Source organism: Tistrella mobilis KA081020-065 (assembly GCF_000264455.2).
GTDB classification, from domain to species: domain Bacteria; phylum Pseudomonadota; class Alphaproteobacteria; order Tistrellales; family Tistrellaceae; genus Tistrella; species Tistrella mobilis.
This window is the reverse complement of sequence record NC_017958.1, coordinates 1,019,374-1,034,727: the sequence shown is the minus strand read 5'-3', so window position 1 is coordinate 1,034,727 and position 15,354 is coordinate 1,019,374. Positions and strand designations below refer to the sequence as shown.

Sequence of the window (15,354 nt, the reverse complement as noted above, 5' to 3'; positions counted from 1 at the left end):
TGCGAGCGCGATGCTCCGGGTCCACGGGGCGGGCAGTCTGCCGGCGACTTTGCGCAAGACATGTGCCGCATGATAGAACCATCTCCGACGGCATCACTCCAGGCGATGGAAAAGCCCATGACCGCCCCGATCGAGTTCTGGTTCGACTTCAGCTCCGCCTATGCCTATTTCGCATCGCACGAGATCGAGGCCCTGGCCGCCCGCCATGGCCGGCAGGTGATCTGGCGGCCCTATATGCTGGGCGTGGCCTTCAAGGCCACGGGCATGCGCGGGCTGAGCGGCACGCCGCTGAAGGGGGATTATGCCCGCAACGACTGGCGGCGCATTTCGCGGGAGACCGGCATCCCCTTCACCCTGCCGCCCGGCCACCCGATCGTGGCGCTGCCCGCCTCGCGCGCCTTTTATTGGATCGAGGCGCGCGATCCCGCGGCGGCGGTGGCCTTCGCCCGGGACGCCTTCCATGCCTATTACGTCGAACAGGCGGACATGACCGATCCTGCAGTCGTGGCCGGCGTGGCTGCCCGCCGCGGACTGGATGCGGAAGAGGTTCTGGCCGGCATGGCCGATCCTGCGATCAAGGAGAAGGTGAAGGCCATTTCCGAAGAAGGGGTCGCCAGGGGCGTGTTCGGATCGCCTTTCGTGCTGGTGGACGGCGAGCCGTTCTGGGGCTGGGACCGGCTGGCGATGGTCGATCGCTGGCTGGCGCGCGGCGGCTGGTGATCGTCGCGCCGTTGCCGCACGGTCGGGGCTTGACGGCAGGGCGGGGCGGGATCAGACTGGCGCCCATGATCACGTCGCGCACCTATGCATCGTTTACGTTCTATTGGTGGAGCCCCCCGGGGGTGGCCAATCGAGCGGGTGTGCCGGCCTGAGGGCCTGACGAGATCCCGAAATCGACGGCCGCCTCCGGAAACGGAGGCGGCCGTTTCGCGTTCTGGCCCTGCGAAACCCGCCTCCCGCACCCGGGGGTGGTTCCGGCGATCCCCAGCAATGACGGCAGCCACGCGGCTGCCGGATCCGACGGAACCGCTTCAGATGACCACGATCATGGCTTCCACCGAGGACACCCGGATGACCACCCTTCGCCAGGCCGATGCCCAGGCCGACCAGCTTCAGGCCCCCGGCAGCATCGCTCGCCGCCCCATCGGCCACGGCCGCCCGCCTCTGGCCGATCGGAGCCCGGCGCCCATGGATTTCGATGTGGTGACCGACCCGGTGACGGCCTGATCCTGTCGCGGGCCGTTTCGGTGACGGTCATGTCACGGTATTGCCGCTGGGAAGCCGCGATCCGTGCGGGCAGGATCGGTGTCGCGACGTTCAAAGACGCCGCCACCAGCCAGGCCCCAGGAGGATCCGTCATGCCCGCCAGTTCCGCACCCGCGCATCGCCCCGTATCGGCCGGGTGCCCGTCTCTGCGCTTCGGACCCCGCCGCTTCCGGTCCCTGCGCCTGATGGCGGCGGTGGCTGTGCCGCTGGCGCTGGGGGCCTGTGCCGGCATGCAAGGTGAGGACGGCAGCAGCCGGCCCGACCTGCCGCTGACCGGCACGGTCTGGGCGCCCGATCCGGCGGCACCGGGGGCGGAAGCCGCCCGGTTCAGGTTTCACGAGGATGGCCGCATGTCGGCGCGCGGTCCCTGCAACCGCATGTTCGGCCGCTATCAGACCGGGGTCGACGACCTGCCGGGCAGCCTGCGTTTCGGCGGCATCGGCGCCACGCGCATGGCCTGCGACCGGCAGAAGACCGATGCCGAGATGGACCTGATCGACGGCCTGCTCGCCGCCCGCCAGGCAGAGGTAGAGGGCAACCGCCTGACCATCGTCACCTCTGACGGCCGGAAGATGGGCTTCCGCGCCGTCGACGACGCTACCGCGCCCGATCCCGGCAAGGATATGCAGTGACGGCCGGGTACGGGCGAGGGGCGGGTACGGGCGAGGGGCGGGTACGGGCGAGGGGCGGGTACGGGCGAGGGACGGGTACGGGCGATGGACGGGCTTCAGCCGCGCGGCAGCAGAACCCGGGTGACCATGCCGCCATTGCCGCGCGGGGCGATGACCAGACGGCCGCCATGCAGGCGGATCAGCGCATCGGCCAGCGACAACCCGACACCGCGACCGCGACCGCTGCGGGCGATCTGGCTGTCGGTGTCGCCGAAGGCGGCAAGCGCATTCTCGATCTCGACCGCGCTCATCACCGATCCGGCATCGATGACCTCGATCCCGGCATGGGTGCCGGTGTCGAAGGTGCGGATGGTGACCGCCGATCCGGCCGGCGCGACATTGGCCGACACGTCAAGCAGGTGTAGCACCGCACGCGTCAGGATGTCGGGATCACCCGGAACGACGATCCGCCCCTGGAGCAGGTCGGTGGCAAGCCGCACGCCGGGCCGCAGGTCTTCATCCAGGTCCAGCCCGTTCACCAGCTCGTTCAGATCGGTGGGCCGCAGCCGCACCTGAACCCGGCCGGTTTCCACCTGCGACAGATCCAGGATGTCGTCGATCAGGCCGACCAGGGTGCTTCCGCTTTCGTGGATGCTGCGGGCGTAATCGACATAGGCCGGCACGGCCGCCGGGCCCAGCAATTCGCGGGCGATGATTTCGGAAAAGCCCAGAACGGCATTCAGCGGCGTGCGCAGCTCGTGGCTCAGATGGGCCATGAACTCGCTTTTGGCCCGGCTGGCCTGTTCGGCGACCATCCGGCTGGCATCGGCCAGATCGCGTGCCTCGCTCAGGGCCCGGGTGCGGGCGAGCAGGGCGTCGTGGATCGATCGGGCCTCGCCCGCACAGCTGCGGCAATCCATGGCCTGGCGGGACAGAACCGCCTCGTCGCGCACGATCCAAAGCTGACGCCGGCCGTCAGGATCGACGGGCTGCGAGGTGATCGAAAAGCTGCGCGGCTTGACGCCCCGCATGCGCAGCACCGAGGCATGGGCCGATTGCCGGTCGTTGCCGAGCAGCTCGATATGGCTGCGAAACGAGCGGTCGCTGGCCGCCCGCTGAACCATGCCGTTCACGAGCGCGATCAGCCGCACGAAGCCCAGGCGGCGGCGATCGCTGCCGATCAGGCGACAGGCGGCATTGTTGAGGAAGCCCGAGCGGGTTTCGCCGTCGGTGATCAGCATGGCTTCGGACGCGGCCGCGACGACCGTCTCGGCGGCATCCTGCGGGGCATCGGCTCCGGTCTCCACCTGACCGTCGGTGAGCACGCCGGTCATGGCCTGATGTCCGCGAAAAAGGGGCGGGGGGTGCGGTGTCGGCGGGTTGGCATCGGTCGACAAAACTCGCATCGGGTGGGGCGGACCACGTTCACTATGACGGGAAAGCGCAGTCCTCTGCCACTGTTGTGGCGCCCGGCCCGGGCGAAAAACGCCCGATCGACCGCCGAGCTACATCTATAAGTCAGAAAAATTAAGATTTAGACACGATCTACAGATGAACGGGGCGCGGTTATCCACGCCCCGCTCCGCAACCCTTCCGCGGTCAGCCGGCGCGGCTGGTGTCCTCGGAAATCTTCACGATCAGCTTGCCGAAATTGCGGCCGGTCAGCAGGCCCTGGAAGGCCTCCACCGTCGCGTCCAGCCCGCCTTCTACGATGTCCTCGCGATAGCGCAGCTGGCCGTCGCGGATCCAGCCCGAGACGTCTCGGAAGAAATCGCCCGCCCGATCGGGATGGTCGCTGACGATGAAGCCGTTCACCGACAGGCGCCGCGAGAGCAGGTTGAACATGAAGCGCGGCAGGTTGTCGGGGCCTTCCGGCGCGCCGGTGTCGTTGTAATGGGCGATCAGGCCGCAGAGCGCGACGCGGCCGAAATCGTTCATGCGCGAGAACACCGCATCGGCGACCTTGCCGCCGACATTCTCGAAATAGACGTCGACGCCCTTGGGCACCGCCGCCTTGAAGGCCTCCAGGAAGTCCGGCGCCTTGTAGTCGACGCAGGCATCGAAGCCCAGCTCGTCCACCACATAGGCGCACTTCTCGGGCCCGCCGGCGATGCCGACCGCGCGGCAGCCCTTGATCTTCGCGATCTGGCCGACCACGCCGCCGACCGCACCGCTGGCGGCCGAGACCACCACCGTCTCGCCTTCCTTGGGCTGGCCCTTGTCGAGCAGGCCGACATAGGCGGTCATGCCGGGCATGCCGAGCACGCCGAGCGAGGTGCTGATCGGCGCCTGGGCGGGATCGAGCTTCCGCACGCCGGCGGCATCGCCCAGATAATATTCCTGCCAGCCGAACATGCCGAAGACGTAGTCGCCTTCCTTGAACTTCGGGCTCTTCGAGGCGACCACCCGGCCGGCGGCGCCGCCGACCATCACGTCACCCTCGGCCACATTGGCGGCATAGGACCGGCCGGCATTCATGCGGCCGCGCATATAGGGGTCCAGCGACAGGTAGATGACCTTGACCAGGATCTGGCCCTCGGCCGGCTCGGCCAGGGTCTGGGTCTCGATCGGCAGGTTCGCGGAGGTCGGCATGCCGACAGGGCGCGAGGCCAGGATGATGCGGCGGTTCTGGGTCATCTCTCGTCTCTCGTCAGGGGTGAGCATCGCGCCCCGGTAGAAGCCGCGGGGCGCTGTCGAAGCTGTGGGTCAGCCTACTTCAAACAAACGAGTGTTTGAAGTACGATCGACGGTCCTGGCCGGCGGGGGCGAAAACGCCCGCGATGAATGCGGATTCATCGGGGTTGCCCTGGCGCGCCGGCTGGCGGATGCTCTGCCGCGGAACGGACTCCCGCATGTCCGGGTGATCCGTGGATCATGAACCAGAAACTCAGGGAGAAACCGATGACCGAGATCGTGCTGGCCGGCGGCATGCGCACGCCGTTCGGCGACTACGGCAAGTCGCTGAAAGACGTGCCCATGGTCGACCTCGGCGTGCATGCGGCGGGCGCCTGCCTGGAAAAGGCCGGCATCGGCGCCGACAAGATGGACCATCTGGTCTGGGGCAATGTGCTGCCCGTGGATCATGACGGCTATTTCGCCAGCCGGGCGATCGCGCTCAAGGTCGGCATGGCCGAGCATTCGGCGGCGCTGAACGTCAGCCGCGCCTGCGGCTCGGGCACTCAGGCGATCCTGACCGCGGCCGAGCAGATCATCTCGGGCCATGGCCGCATGGCGCTGGCCGGCGGCGGTGAGAATTTCAGCCGCGGGCCCTATGTCATGACCGGCGCGCGCTGGGGCATGAAGCGCGGTCCCGGCCAGGTGATCGACACCCTGGACTGGGCCTATCGCGACCCGTTCAGTCGCGAGCTGATGGGCGAGACCGCCGAGAACCTGGCCGACGACTATGGCTATACCCGCGAGGCCATGGACGAATGGGCGCTGATGAGCCAGCAGCGGGCCGGCGAGGCGATGAAGAGCGGCTTCCTGGCCGCCCAGATCAAGCCGATCGAGGTGCCCGAGGGCCGCAAGACCCGTCTGATGGAGATGGACGAGTTCCCGCGCCCGGAGGTGACGCTTGAAAAGCTGGCGAAGCTGAACCCGGTCTTCCGCAAGGGCGGCCGCGTCACCCCCGGCAATTCGAGCGGCGTGACCGACGGTGCCGCCTTCGTGGTGGTCGGCGATCGTGCGGCGCTGGAAGCCGAGGGCGTCGCCCCGGTGGTGCGTCTGGTCGACTGGGCGATCGTCGGCGTGCCGCCGCGCATCATGGGCTGCGGCCCGGTGCCGGCCATTCAGGCGCTGCTCGACCGGCGCGGTCTCAAGGTCTCGGACATCGACTATTACGAGATCAACGAGGCCTTCGCGGCGGTGAACCTGCATGCCGAGGCGAAGCTGGGCATCCCGCGCGACGTCACCAACCTCTATGGCAGCGGCATCTCGATCGGCCATCCTCCGGGAGCGACCGGTGCCCGCATGACCATCACGGCGATGAACCACCTGGTGAACACCGGCCAGCGTTATGCCATCGTCTCGATGTGCATGGGTGCCGGGCAGGGCATGGCGGTGCTGTACGAAAACGTCGCCCGCTGACGGCCATTGCGAGTGCTGATACAGTGCTCGCCCTGAAGTAGAAGAAGCCCCCGGTGGCCGGCGGATGTCGTGTCGCCGGGGGACCTTGATCCGGAGAGAGCGCCCCAATGACCGAGACCGCCCGCCCGATCGGTTCGGGAACCGTCACCCTCGCCGTCGCCGACGGTGTTGCGACCATCACGCTCAACCGGCCGGAGGTGCTGCACGCCTTCAACCCGGCGATGGGCGCGGACCTCCTTGAAGCCCTGTTGACGGTCGATGGCGATCCCGCGGTCCGGGCGGTGCTGCTGACCGGATCGGGACGCGCCTTCATGGCCGGCGGCGATCTGGCACATCTGCACGGTGCCACGGGCGAGGAACGGCCGCGGGCCGCCAATGCCCTGGTCGGCGCCTTCCATGAAATCGTGCTGGCCATGGCCCGGCTGTCCAAGCCGGTCGTGGCCGGCATCAACGGCGTTGCGGCCGGCGCGGGCGTTTCCATGGCCATGGCCTGCGATCTGGTGGTGATGGCGGCAGAGGCCAAGCTTGTGATGGCCTATACCGGCATCGGCGCCACGCCCGATGGTGGCTCCACCTTCGCGCTGCCGCGGCTGATCGGGCCCAAGCTCGCGATGGAAATGCTGCTGCTGAACGAGCCGGTCGATGCCGAAACCGCCCGGGCCTGGGGGCTGGTCAACCGCATCGTGCCTGCGGCCGAGGTGCCGGCCGAGGCGATGAAGCTGGCGAAGAAGCTGGCGGCCGGCCCGACGCTCTCTTATGCCCGCACCCGGCGTCTGGTGTCGGAAAGCCTGGACAATCCGCTGGGCCAGCAGCTGGCGCGCGAGCAGGAGGCCTTCGTCGCCAACAGCCGCACCCATGATTTCGACGAGGGTCTGGGCGCCTTCCTGGCCAAGCGCAAGCCGGGTTACGAAGGCCGCTGAAGATGGTGCCGCGGGCAGCGGATCGGGTGACGCGGCGTGGCCGCTTGGGGAGGCGGGGTCTGATGCTGGCATTCCTGATGGCGGCCGCCGCCGCGGCGGGCTGCGCCCCGCTTGCGATCGGCCGAGGCCCCGATCGTCATGCGGTCGCGATCGCGACCGATCCGCGGCCGGCGGTGGGCGATATCGATGCGGCGGGCGACATGCCGCCGGCCTCTCTGAAGGGCCGGCATCCCTCGCCCGAGGCGGCGGCGATCGCCTGGAAGGAAACGCAGCTGGTGCTGGCGGAGCCCTCCAGCCCGGCGGCGATCTCGGCCGGGGCGGAGGTGGCGCCGCAGGCGCTGACGCTGACCATGGCCGACGGCACGGCCCTGCCGCTCTGGCACTGGGCCCCGCCTGCCGCCATCCGGACCCGGGCGGTGATCATCGGCCTGCACGGCTTCAACGATTATCGCCGCGCCTTCGCCCTGCCGGCCCCCTGGTGGGCCGCCCGTGGGATCGAGACCTATGCCTATGACCAGCGCGGCTTCGGCGAGGCGCCGCGCGCCGGCATCTGGCCGGGTACCTCTGCCCTGATCCATGATCTGGAAGACGCCACCCGCGCCATAGCCGCCCGCCATCCGGGGGTACCGGTCTACTGGCTGGGGGAGAGCATGGGCGGGGCCGTGGTGATGTCGGCGGCGGCGCGCATGGCCCGCGAACTGCCGGCCGAACTCAGGCCCGCCGGGCTGATCCTGGTGGCGCCCGCGGTCTGGGGCTGGTCGACGCTTCAGCCCTATCAGCGCTGGATGCTGTGGACCACCGCCCATGCCATGCCCTGGCTGCCGCTCGACGGCGGCGGGCTCGGCATCCGGCCGTCGGACAACGACGCCATGCTCTATGCGCTGGGCCGCGACCCGCTGGTGCTGAAGACCACCCGTGCCGATGCGATCTTCGGCCTGGTCGATCTGATGGAACGGGCGACGGAGGCGGCGGGCTCGCTTAACCTGCCGGTGCTGGCGCTCTATGGCCGCAACGAACAGGTGCTGCCCCGCCGGGCGGTGAAGAACTTCCGCGAAAAGCTGATCGCCCATGGCCGCGACGACCTGCAGATCAACACCTACCCCCAGGGCTGGCACATGCTGCTGCGCGACCTGCACGGCCCGCTGGTCTGGCAGGATGTCGCCCGCTGGGTGACAGCCGGGGGGTGATGTCCGGCCGTCAGCTGCCGGCCCCGCGCAGGAACAGCGTCCAGGCCTGATCGAAGAATCGGTCGCGGGCGGTTGCCGTGGTCCAGCCGGCGCGGCCCATCATGGCGTCGGTGGCGGGGCCAAAGACGATCGCATGCAGAAGATGCGTGGCGACCACCCGGGCGTCGCCGGCGGCCAGCGCTCCGGCGCCCTGGGCTTCCTGCACCAGGGCGACCAGCCGGTCCAGGATCGGATCCGTTTCCCACTGATCATGCCGGCCGTCGCCGAAGACCACCGCCTCGCTGAGCGCGATGCGGTTGAAGGCGATCATCTCCGGATCCAGGTTGACGTCCAGAAACCAGCGGGCGATGCGCTTCAGCCGCGCCAGCGCATCGCCTGCGCCGCCGGCCGAGCGGATTTCCTGCTCCAGCCGTGCCAGCGTCCGGGTCCGCAGGCTGTCGACCACCGCTTCGAACAGCGCCATTTTCGACGGGAAGCGCCGGTAGATCGTGTCCTTGCCGGCGCTGCACGCAGCCGCGACCTGTTCGATCGAGGTTGCGGCGAAACCCTGCGCGGCAAAAAGCTGCGCCGCCGTCTCGATGATCCGGCCCGAGGTTTCGGCCGCATCTTCCTTCGACGGCCGGCCCCGGCGGGGCCGTTCTGCCTGCTGTTGCGGCGCCTGGCTGGTCATCGTCCCGATCTCATCCTGATCTCCCGCCATGTCTGTCCCCGTCTGCGTGCGGGGGCGCGCCGGGCTCGTCCGTGTGACCGGGGCGGCGAAACCACCCTGGGTCGGACGGGACAGTTGTACCTCACGCGGACCGATCCCGGCCAGTTCCGAACGCCTCTCCAATTAACTGGACGGGACCGTCCCGTTTGTTTTATAGCTGCAGTTATCGCGAATGATGCGCATTCGCATTAATTGACAGATCCGCCCGGGGGCAGGTCCGCTCGGGCGGGCGACGGAGACGGGGAAGGACGGAGGCATGACGGGGGTGTTCTCAAGACGGGGTAGCGCCGGAGTGATCGCCGCAGCGGCCGTGCTGGCGCCGATGGGGGCGGTGGCCGACGAGACGGCGACCACGCTGCCCTCGCTTCAGGTCGAGGGCGAGGCATCGGCGGTGACCACGGGCGATACTTATCTGGCGCCGGTCGCAACCAGTGCGACCAAGACCGGGACGCCGGTGCTGGAGACCCCGCAATCGGTCAGCACCGTCACCCGTGGTCAGCTGGACGATCAGAATGCGCGCACGGTCAAGGATGCGCTGACCTATACCGCCGGCGTGCTCTCCACACCCGATGCCACCGGCCGTTACGACAGCCTGTTCCTGCGCGGCTTCGGCGGCTTCGGCACCTCGACGCGGATCGTCGACTTCCTCGACGGGTTGCGCCTGCCCCGCGGTCAGGCCTTCGCGCTGCCCTCGGTCGATCCTTTCCTGCTTGACCGGATCGATGTGCTCAAAGGGCCGTCGGCGGTGCTCTATGGCCAGACCAGCCCGGGCGGGCTGGTCAATCAGCTGAGCCGCAGCCCCTCTGCCACGGCATCGGGCGAGGCCCGGATCGAGGGCGGCAGCCATGGCCGGTTGCAGGGCGGCATCGCCAGCCAGGGCCGGATCGATGCCGAGGGGCAGTGGCAATACGGCATCGCCGCCATGGGCCGGCGGGCCGACACCCGCTATGACGATGTCGAGGAGGAACGGCTGTCGATCGCGCCCCAGCTGCGCTGGCAGCCGGATGCGGACACGCAGCTTACCCTTCAGGGCTTTTATCAGGCCGATCCGAAGGGCGGCTATTTCAACTCCACCTATCCGCAGGAGCTGGCGCCGGATGCCTGGAAGGGGGGGCTCGGCCGCGAGGACAATGTCGGCGATCCGGCTTTCGACAGCTATGACCGCACCCAGCGCGCCATCGGCTACAGCTTCGACCACCGGATCAATGACATGGTGAGCGTCAGCTCGAAGACCCGCTATTCCGAAATCGACCTGGATTTCCAGAGCCTGCAGATGGCGGGCGGGATCACGGCAGACGGGTTTTTGCCGCGCATGGCTCTGCGCTCGACAGAAACGGTTGAAGGTGTCGCCACCGACAACCGGGCGCAGGTCGATTTCGCCACGGGTGCCGTGGGGCATCAGGCGATCATCGGCGTCGACTATCAGCATGCGGCGAGCGACTGGACCTATGAGATGGGGGCGGCCGAGCCGCTGGATCTGGGCAATCCGCGCTATGGCCTGCCGGTGGGGGCACTCGCGGCGGTGATCGATACCCGCCAGACCCTGGAGCAGACGGGCGTTTATCTGCAGGACCAGATGAGCCTGGGCGGTTGGCGGCTGCTGCTGGGCGCGCGTTACGACTGGACGGAGCAGGAGAGCCGGAACCGCCTGGCCGGCACCACCAGCGACCAGTCGAGCCGGTCGCCCAGCTATCGTGCCGGTCTGCTCTATCGTTTCGACAACGGCATCGCGCCCTATGTCAGCTATTCGACCTCGTTCGAGCCGGTGATCGGCGTCGGCGCGTCGGGGCGGCCCTTCGATCCGACCGAGGCCGAGCAGTGGGAGCTGGGCGTCAAATACGAACCGGATTTCATGACGGCGCTGTTCACCGTCTCCGCCTTCCAGATCCGGCAGGAGAACGTTCTCACCCCCGGCAGCACGCCCGGTTTCAATGTCCAGCAGGGTGAAGTCCGCTCGCGGGGTGTCGAGTTCGAGGCCCGCGGCAATGTCACCACCAATCTGGAGGTGATTGCGGCCCTCACCCTGCTCGACACCGAGGTCACGAAATCGACGGTCGCGGCCAATATCGGCAAGCGTCCGCAGGCGGTGCCGGCCTATCACGGGTCGGTCTGGGCCAATTACGCCGTCGATGCCGGCGCGCTCGACGGTCTGACCCTGGGGGCGGGCGTGCGTGTGGTCGGCAGCAGCTATGCCGACGACACCAACAGCTTCAAGGCCGACGGCTTCGCCCTGGTCGATGTGGCGCTGCGCTATGATCTGGCCCGGCTGTCGCCGTCGCTGCAGGGCACCCAGGTGACGCTGAATGCCACCAACCTGTTCGACAAGACCTATTACACGAGCTGCACCAGCGGCTTTTACTGCCAGTACGGCAACGGCACCGAGGTGCTGGCCGGGCTGCGCTACAGCTGGTGAGGAGCCAGTCTCTGATGGATCTCGATCGCCGCAGTTTTCTGACCCTGCTGGGGGCGGCTGCCGCAGCCCCGACGCTCGCCCGTGCCGCCGGCGGCGGGATGGTCGTCACCGACGTGATCGGCCGGACGGTCGAACTGGCGGGGCCGGTGGCGCGCATCGTGCTGCTGGATGCGCGCGACGTGATCAGCATGGCCCTGCTGCATCCCGATCCGTCGCGGCTGGTGGTCGGCTGGGCGGATGTGGCCAGGCTCGACAGCGACCTTCTGCGCCGGCGTTATGAAACGCGGCCCGATGGCAGCCTGATCGCCGAGGTCGGCGGCCAGACCCCCGACACATTATCGGTTGAGCATATCCTGTCGCTCACCCCCGATCTGGTGGTCGCCAGCGCCTATATGGAACCGGAACTGGGGGAGGGACGTCTGGTCCGGCAGCTGGCCGCCGCCGGCATTCCGGTGGTGTTCAGCAATGCCGCCAGCAATGCGGCACCGCCGGCAGGTGCGGCCGGCGACCCGATCGGCGACATGGGCCGGGCGATGCGGATGTGGGGCGAGGTGCTGGGTGTGCCCGCCCGCGCCCGCACCTTCACGGATTTCGTCGCCGACCGCCTGGCGCGGGTGACCGGGCGGCTCGCCGGCGTGGCGCCGACCCGCGCCTATCTGGAGGTTCAGTCGACCTATGACGATTGCTGCTGGGCGGCGGGGCAGCGGATCTGGGGCGATCTCCTCAGGCTTGCCGGTGGCAGCACGCTCTCGGCGATCGAGGCGTCCTGGTACGTCAAACTGCCGATCGAACAGCTGATGACCGAGGCGCCGGCGGTCTATATCGCCTCGGGGGGTTCCTATGGCGCCGGCATCCGGCCGGGCATCGCCCCGGGGCTCGACCCTGCGGCCGCACGCGCCGGCCTTGCCCGGCTGGTCGCGCGCACCGGCTTCGAGACGCTGCCGGCCGTCCGTGACGGGCGGGTGCACGGGGTGTGGACGGGGCTGCTGAGCGTGACCCCGCTCAACATTCTGTTCGTCGAGATTGCCGCCACCTGGCTGCATCCGGCGCTGTTCGCCGATCTCGACCCTGCGGCGACGCTCGACGAGATCGGCCGCCGCTTCCTTGCCGAACCGCTGCCCGGCCCCTGCTGGGTGAGCCTTGCGGGCTGAGACCCGCTCGAAAAAACAAGACAGTCTGAAGGACGAGCCCCATGCCACGCTTCAAGGCCGAGGCCGAGATCGCCTTTGCCAATCTCGACCGCTATCTCGACACCATCATCGCCTCGCTCTCGGCCCATAATATGACGCTCCGTGCCGAGGGGGACGGTCATCTGGTCGAGACCGATTTCGGCCGGGCCCGGCTGATGCCGGGGCAGGGTGTGCTCCGGCTGGCGGTCGAGGCATCCGACCCGGCGGCCTTCAACCGCCTCAAGCACGACCTGACCGGGCTGATCGATTTCGTCGCCCGGCCCGAGCATCTTCAGATCGGCTGGACCGGCGATGCCGTCGGCTCGGCCCTGCCACAGGATCTGCGCGTGCTCACCGTCCACAGCGTTACGCAGCTGACGCCGCGCATGCGCCGGATCACCTTTGCGGGCCAGGATCTGGGCCGCTATGCGGTGCCCGACCAGATCCATTGCCGGCTGCTGTTCCAGGCGAAGGGCGTCACCACCCCGCGCTGGCCCGAACTCGATGATCACGGCCGCATCCTCTGGCCGGGGAACGACGTGCTGCCCTCGCGCATCTTCACCATCCGCCGGATCGATGCCGCGGCCGGCCGGCTCGACATTGATTTCGTGCTCCATGACGGTGCCGGCCCCGGGGCCGCCTGGGCACGGGATGCGGCGCCGGGCGATGTCGTCGGCATTCTGGGGCCGGCCGCCAACGGGCCGAAGCCGGCGGGTTGGTATCTGCTCGCCGGTGACGAGACCGGCCTGCCCGGCATCGCCCGTATCCTGGAAGATCTGCCGGCGGAAGCGGGGGGCGTGGCGCTGATCGAGGTTGCCGACGCTGCCGAGGAACAGGTGATCGCCGCCCCGCCGGGGGTGCAGATCCGCTGGCTGCGTCGCGGTGCCGCGGCGCCGGGGACAACAAGCCTGCTGATCGATGCCCTGCGGCAGGTGGCGGTGCCGGCCGATCACGGCGACATCTTCGCCTGGATCGGTGCCGAATACAGTGCGTTCCGCGCGATGCGCGGCTTCCTGAAGACGGAGGTCGGTATCTCCGCCGACCGCATGATCGCCTTCTCCCACTGGCGGCGGGGCATGAGCGAGGCGGATATCGTCGCGGCGGGCATTGCGTCGGTTTCTGCCTGACCCGGATTTGCTATTGTGGCGGCACATGGGGGATTGCCCCGTCAGTCCTACTCCTGCGGGTGCCGATTCTTGACAGCCGATTGTGATGATCTCTCTCTGTGCGGCTGGCGGGTCCGGACGGACTGGCCCTTGCCCGAACTTCTGCCATGGACGGGAGACGACAGGCCGGTGGATGTCCATATCCGGCGGGGCGAGGTGCCGCAAGAGCTTTCCGGACGGGTACGGCAGACCCCTCTGGTGCAGGTGAATGAACGCGGACAGCTGCGCTATACGGTCAGGAACGTGGCGGATTTCCTGGTGAGTGGCGGCGGCGAGGTGATCATCGACAGCCCCCATGCCGACGACACGCCCGATATTGCCGTCTTTCTGCTGGGCCCGGTGCTGGGGTTCCTGGGGCTTCAACGGGGTCTGTTTCCGCTGCAGGCGAGCACGGTGGTGATCGGCGGTCGAACCGTCGCGCTCATGGGGCCGTCGGCTACGGGAAAGTCGACCGTAGCGGCCCTGCTTCTGGCCGAGGGGGCTGAGCTTCTGTCCGACGACGTCACCATGATCGATATGTGTGCCCCGGGTGGGCCGGCGGTTCTGCCCGGTGTCCCGCGTCAGAAGCTCTGGCGCGACACGCTCGACGCCCTCGGCATCGCTCCCGGAAGACGGTTGCGTCGCCTTGTGGTTCTGGAGAAGTTCGACCGCCCGGTCTTTCGGAGTTTCGATGGGGTGCCGAGACGTCTCGACGCCATCTGCCGCTTGCATCCGCGGATCCGGCAATTGCCGGATGGGCCCAGGCTGGTTCCGCAGAGCGGGCTGCCGGCGGTTCGGGTGCTGCATGACTGTATCTACCGGCGCACGGCCGCCGATCTTCTGGGCCTCTCCGACCGGGTGTTTCAGGCCTGTGCGACCCTTGCCACGACCCTGCCGAACCACGCGCTGACCCTGCCCGACGGGCTCGGCACCATAGCCCGGGTCGGACCGCAGATCGGCCGGCTGCTGACGGAGGCTGCGTGATGATACCGAACCGGGTCCGGGACAATGTGTGGCTGGCCTCCTATCCCAAATCGGGCAATACCTGGATGCGGATCGCCCTGATTACGCTGCAGAATGGCGGCAAGCCCATCGATCTCGGCAGCATGGTCAATAATATCGGCATCCTGCTCGCCGCACGCCATCGCTTCGACATGGCGCTCGATATCGACTCCTCTGATCTGTCGGCAGAAGAAGTGCTGCTGCTGCGGCCCAAGGTCTACGGCTTCATGGACACCCAGGCCCGGGAGACGACGATCTGGAAGATCCATGACTGTTGGCAGCGCACGTCGGATGGCGAGGCGCTGTTTCCGGAAGAGGTGACGGCTGCATCCATCTATCTGGTGCGGGATCCGCGCGATGTGGCGGTCTCGTTCGCCCATCATTTCGGCATGGAGGTTGATGAGGCCATCGCTCTGATGGCAGATCCGGACTACGCCGTGGCGGCTGGCATCCGCTCGGGGCATCATCACCTGCCGCAGACGTATTCGGACTGGAGCGGACATGTCACGAGCTGGATCGATCGCTCGGGGCTCGCCCCTCTGGTGATCCGCTATGAGGACATGCTTGCGGATTTCGCCGCGGTTCTGCGGCAGACGAGCGCCACCCTTGGCTGGACCAGCAGCGAAGCCGCGATCGCGGGGACCGTGGCGGCGACGCGTTTCGACCGCCTGCGGGACGAGGAGAAGGCCGGCAACTTCCCGGAAACGCCCGGTGGCGGCCGGCGTTTCTTCCGCCGGGGAATGGCGGGCGGCTGGCGTGACACACTGAACCCGGCGCAGGTCGAGCAGATCGAGCGCGATCACGGCGAGGTGATGTACCGGCTGGGCTATCTGTAAGCCGGGCGGC

14 protein-coding genes are annotated in these 15,354 nt (G+C 68.3%); 11 read left to right on the top strand and 3 right to left on the bottom strand.

Annotation, left to right across the window (positions count from 1 at the left end; translation table 11 throughout):
* Positions 1-117: 117 nt before the first annotated feature.
* The 3 genes from TMO_RS28170 to TMO_RS28160 all read left to right on the top strand — a co-directional run bounded on the left by TMO_RS28170 (position 118) and on the right by TMO_RS28160 (position 1,898).
* A complete protein-coding gene (locus TMO_RS28170) occupies positions 118-720 on the top strand; it encodes a 2-hydroxychromene-2-carboxylate isomerase (protein ID WP_041607683.1) in 603 nt (200 codons plus the stop codon).
* 315 nt (positions 721-1,035) lie between these two features.
* A complete protein-coding gene (locus tag TMO_RS28165) occupies positions 1,036-1,227 on the top strand; it encodes a hypothetical protein (protein ID WP_145978491.1) in 192 nt (63 codons plus the stop codon).
* Between the two features lie 131 nt (positions 1,228-1,358).
* Positions 1,359-1,898 (top strand): META domain-containing protein, encoded by a 540-nt coding sequence (locus TMO_RS28160; RefSeq protein WP_187297886.1) that lies wholly within the window; start codon positions 1,359-1,361, stop codon positions 1,896-1,898.
* Positions 1,899-1,993: 95 nt separating this feature from the next.
* Here TMO_RS28160 and TMO_RS30110 read toward each other — a convergent pair whose 3' ends face one another.
* Both TMO_RS30110 and TMO_RS28150 read right to left on the bottom strand, forming a co-directional pair.
* Positions 1,994-3,211: a sensor histidine kinase gene (locus tag TMO_RS30110; protein WP_014748471.1), complete on the bottom strand. Its 1,218-nt coding sequence runs from the start codon at positions 3,209-3,211 to the stop codon at positions 1,994-1,996.
* Between the two features lie 265 nt (positions 3,212-3,476).
* Complete coding sequence (locus TMO_RS28150; RefSeq protein WP_062767102.1) at positions 3,477-4,514, bottom strand: NADP-dependent oxidoreductase; 1,038 nt, start codon at positions 4,512-4,514, stop codon at positions 3,477-3,479.
* 264 nt (positions 4,515-4,778) lie between these two features.
* Between TMO_RS28150 and TMO_RS28145 the strand changes: the two genes are divergently transcribed.
* The 3 genes from TMO_RS28145 to TMO_RS28135 all read left to right on the top strand — a co-directional run bounded on the left by TMO_RS28145 (position 4,779) and on the right by TMO_RS28135 (position 8,070).
* On the top strand, positions 4,779-5,963 hold the full coding sequence (locus TMO_RS28145; protein WP_014748469.1) for a thiolase family protein: 1,185 nt from the start codon (positions 4,779-4,781) through the stop codon (positions 5,961-5,963).
* 107 nt (positions 5,964-6,070) lie between these two features.
* Complete coding sequence (locus TMO_RS28140) at positions 6,071-6,883, top strand: enoyl-CoA hydratase/isomerase family protein (RefSeq protein WP_014748468.1); 813 nt, start codon at positions 6,071-6,073, stop codon at positions 6,881-6,883.
* 62 nt (positions 6,884-6,945) lie between these two features.
* Positions 6,946-8,070: an alpha/beta hydrolase gene (locus TMO_RS28135; RefSeq protein ID WP_014748467.1), complete on the top strand. Its 1,125-nt coding sequence runs from the start codon at positions 6,946-6,948 to the stop codon at positions 8,068-8,070.
* A 10-nt stretch (positions 8,071-8,080) separates the two neighbouring features.
* Here TMO_RS28135 and TMO_RS28130 read toward each other — a convergent pair whose 3' ends face one another.
* Positions 8,081-8,740 (bottom strand): TetR/AcrR family transcriptional regulator, encoded by a 660-nt coding sequence (locus TMO_RS28130; RefSeq protein WP_051045670.1) that lies wholly within the window; start codon positions 8,738-8,740, stop codon positions 8,081-8,083.
* A gap of 295 nt (positions 8,741-9,035) precedes the next feature.
* On the opposite strand from TMO_RS28130, the gene TMO_RS28125 reads away from it, so the two are divergent.
* The 5 genes from TMO_RS28125 to TMO_RS28105 all read left to right on the top strand — a co-directional run bounded on the left by TMO_RS28125 (position 9,036) and on the right by TMO_RS28105 (position 15,344).
* Entirely contained in the window at positions 9,036-11,192 is a 2,157-nt protein-coding gene (locus TMO_RS28125; RefSeq protein WP_041607680.1) for a TonB-dependent siderophore receptor, read from the top strand.
* Between the two features lie 14 nt (positions 11,193-11,206).
* Positions 11,207-12,343: an ABC transporter substrate-binding protein gene (locus TMO_RS28120; protein ID WP_014748464.1), complete on the top strand. Its 1,137-nt coding sequence runs from the start codon at positions 11,207-11,209 to the stop codon at positions 12,341-12,343.
* Positions 12,344-12,384: 41 nt separating this feature from the next.
* A complete protein-coding gene (locus tag TMO_RS28115; protein WP_014748463.1) occupies positions 12,385-13,488 on the top strand; it encodes a siderophore-interacting protein in 1,104 nt (367 codons plus the stop codon).
* Between the two features lie 168 nt (positions 13,489-13,656).
* Complete coding sequence (locus TMO_RS28110; protein WP_014748462.1) at positions 13,657-14,490, top strand: HPr kinase; 834 nt, start codon at positions 13,657-13,659, stop codon at positions 14,488-14,490.
* Between the two features lie 65 nt (positions 14,491-14,555).
* Positions 14,556-15,344, top strand: a complete 789-nt coding sequence (locus tag TMO_RS28105) for a sulfotransferase domain-containing protein (RefSeq protein ID WP_187297885.1) — start codon at positions 14,556-14,558, stop codon at positions 15,342-15,344.
* The last annotated feature ends 10 nt before the right edge of the window (positions 15,345-15,354 follow it).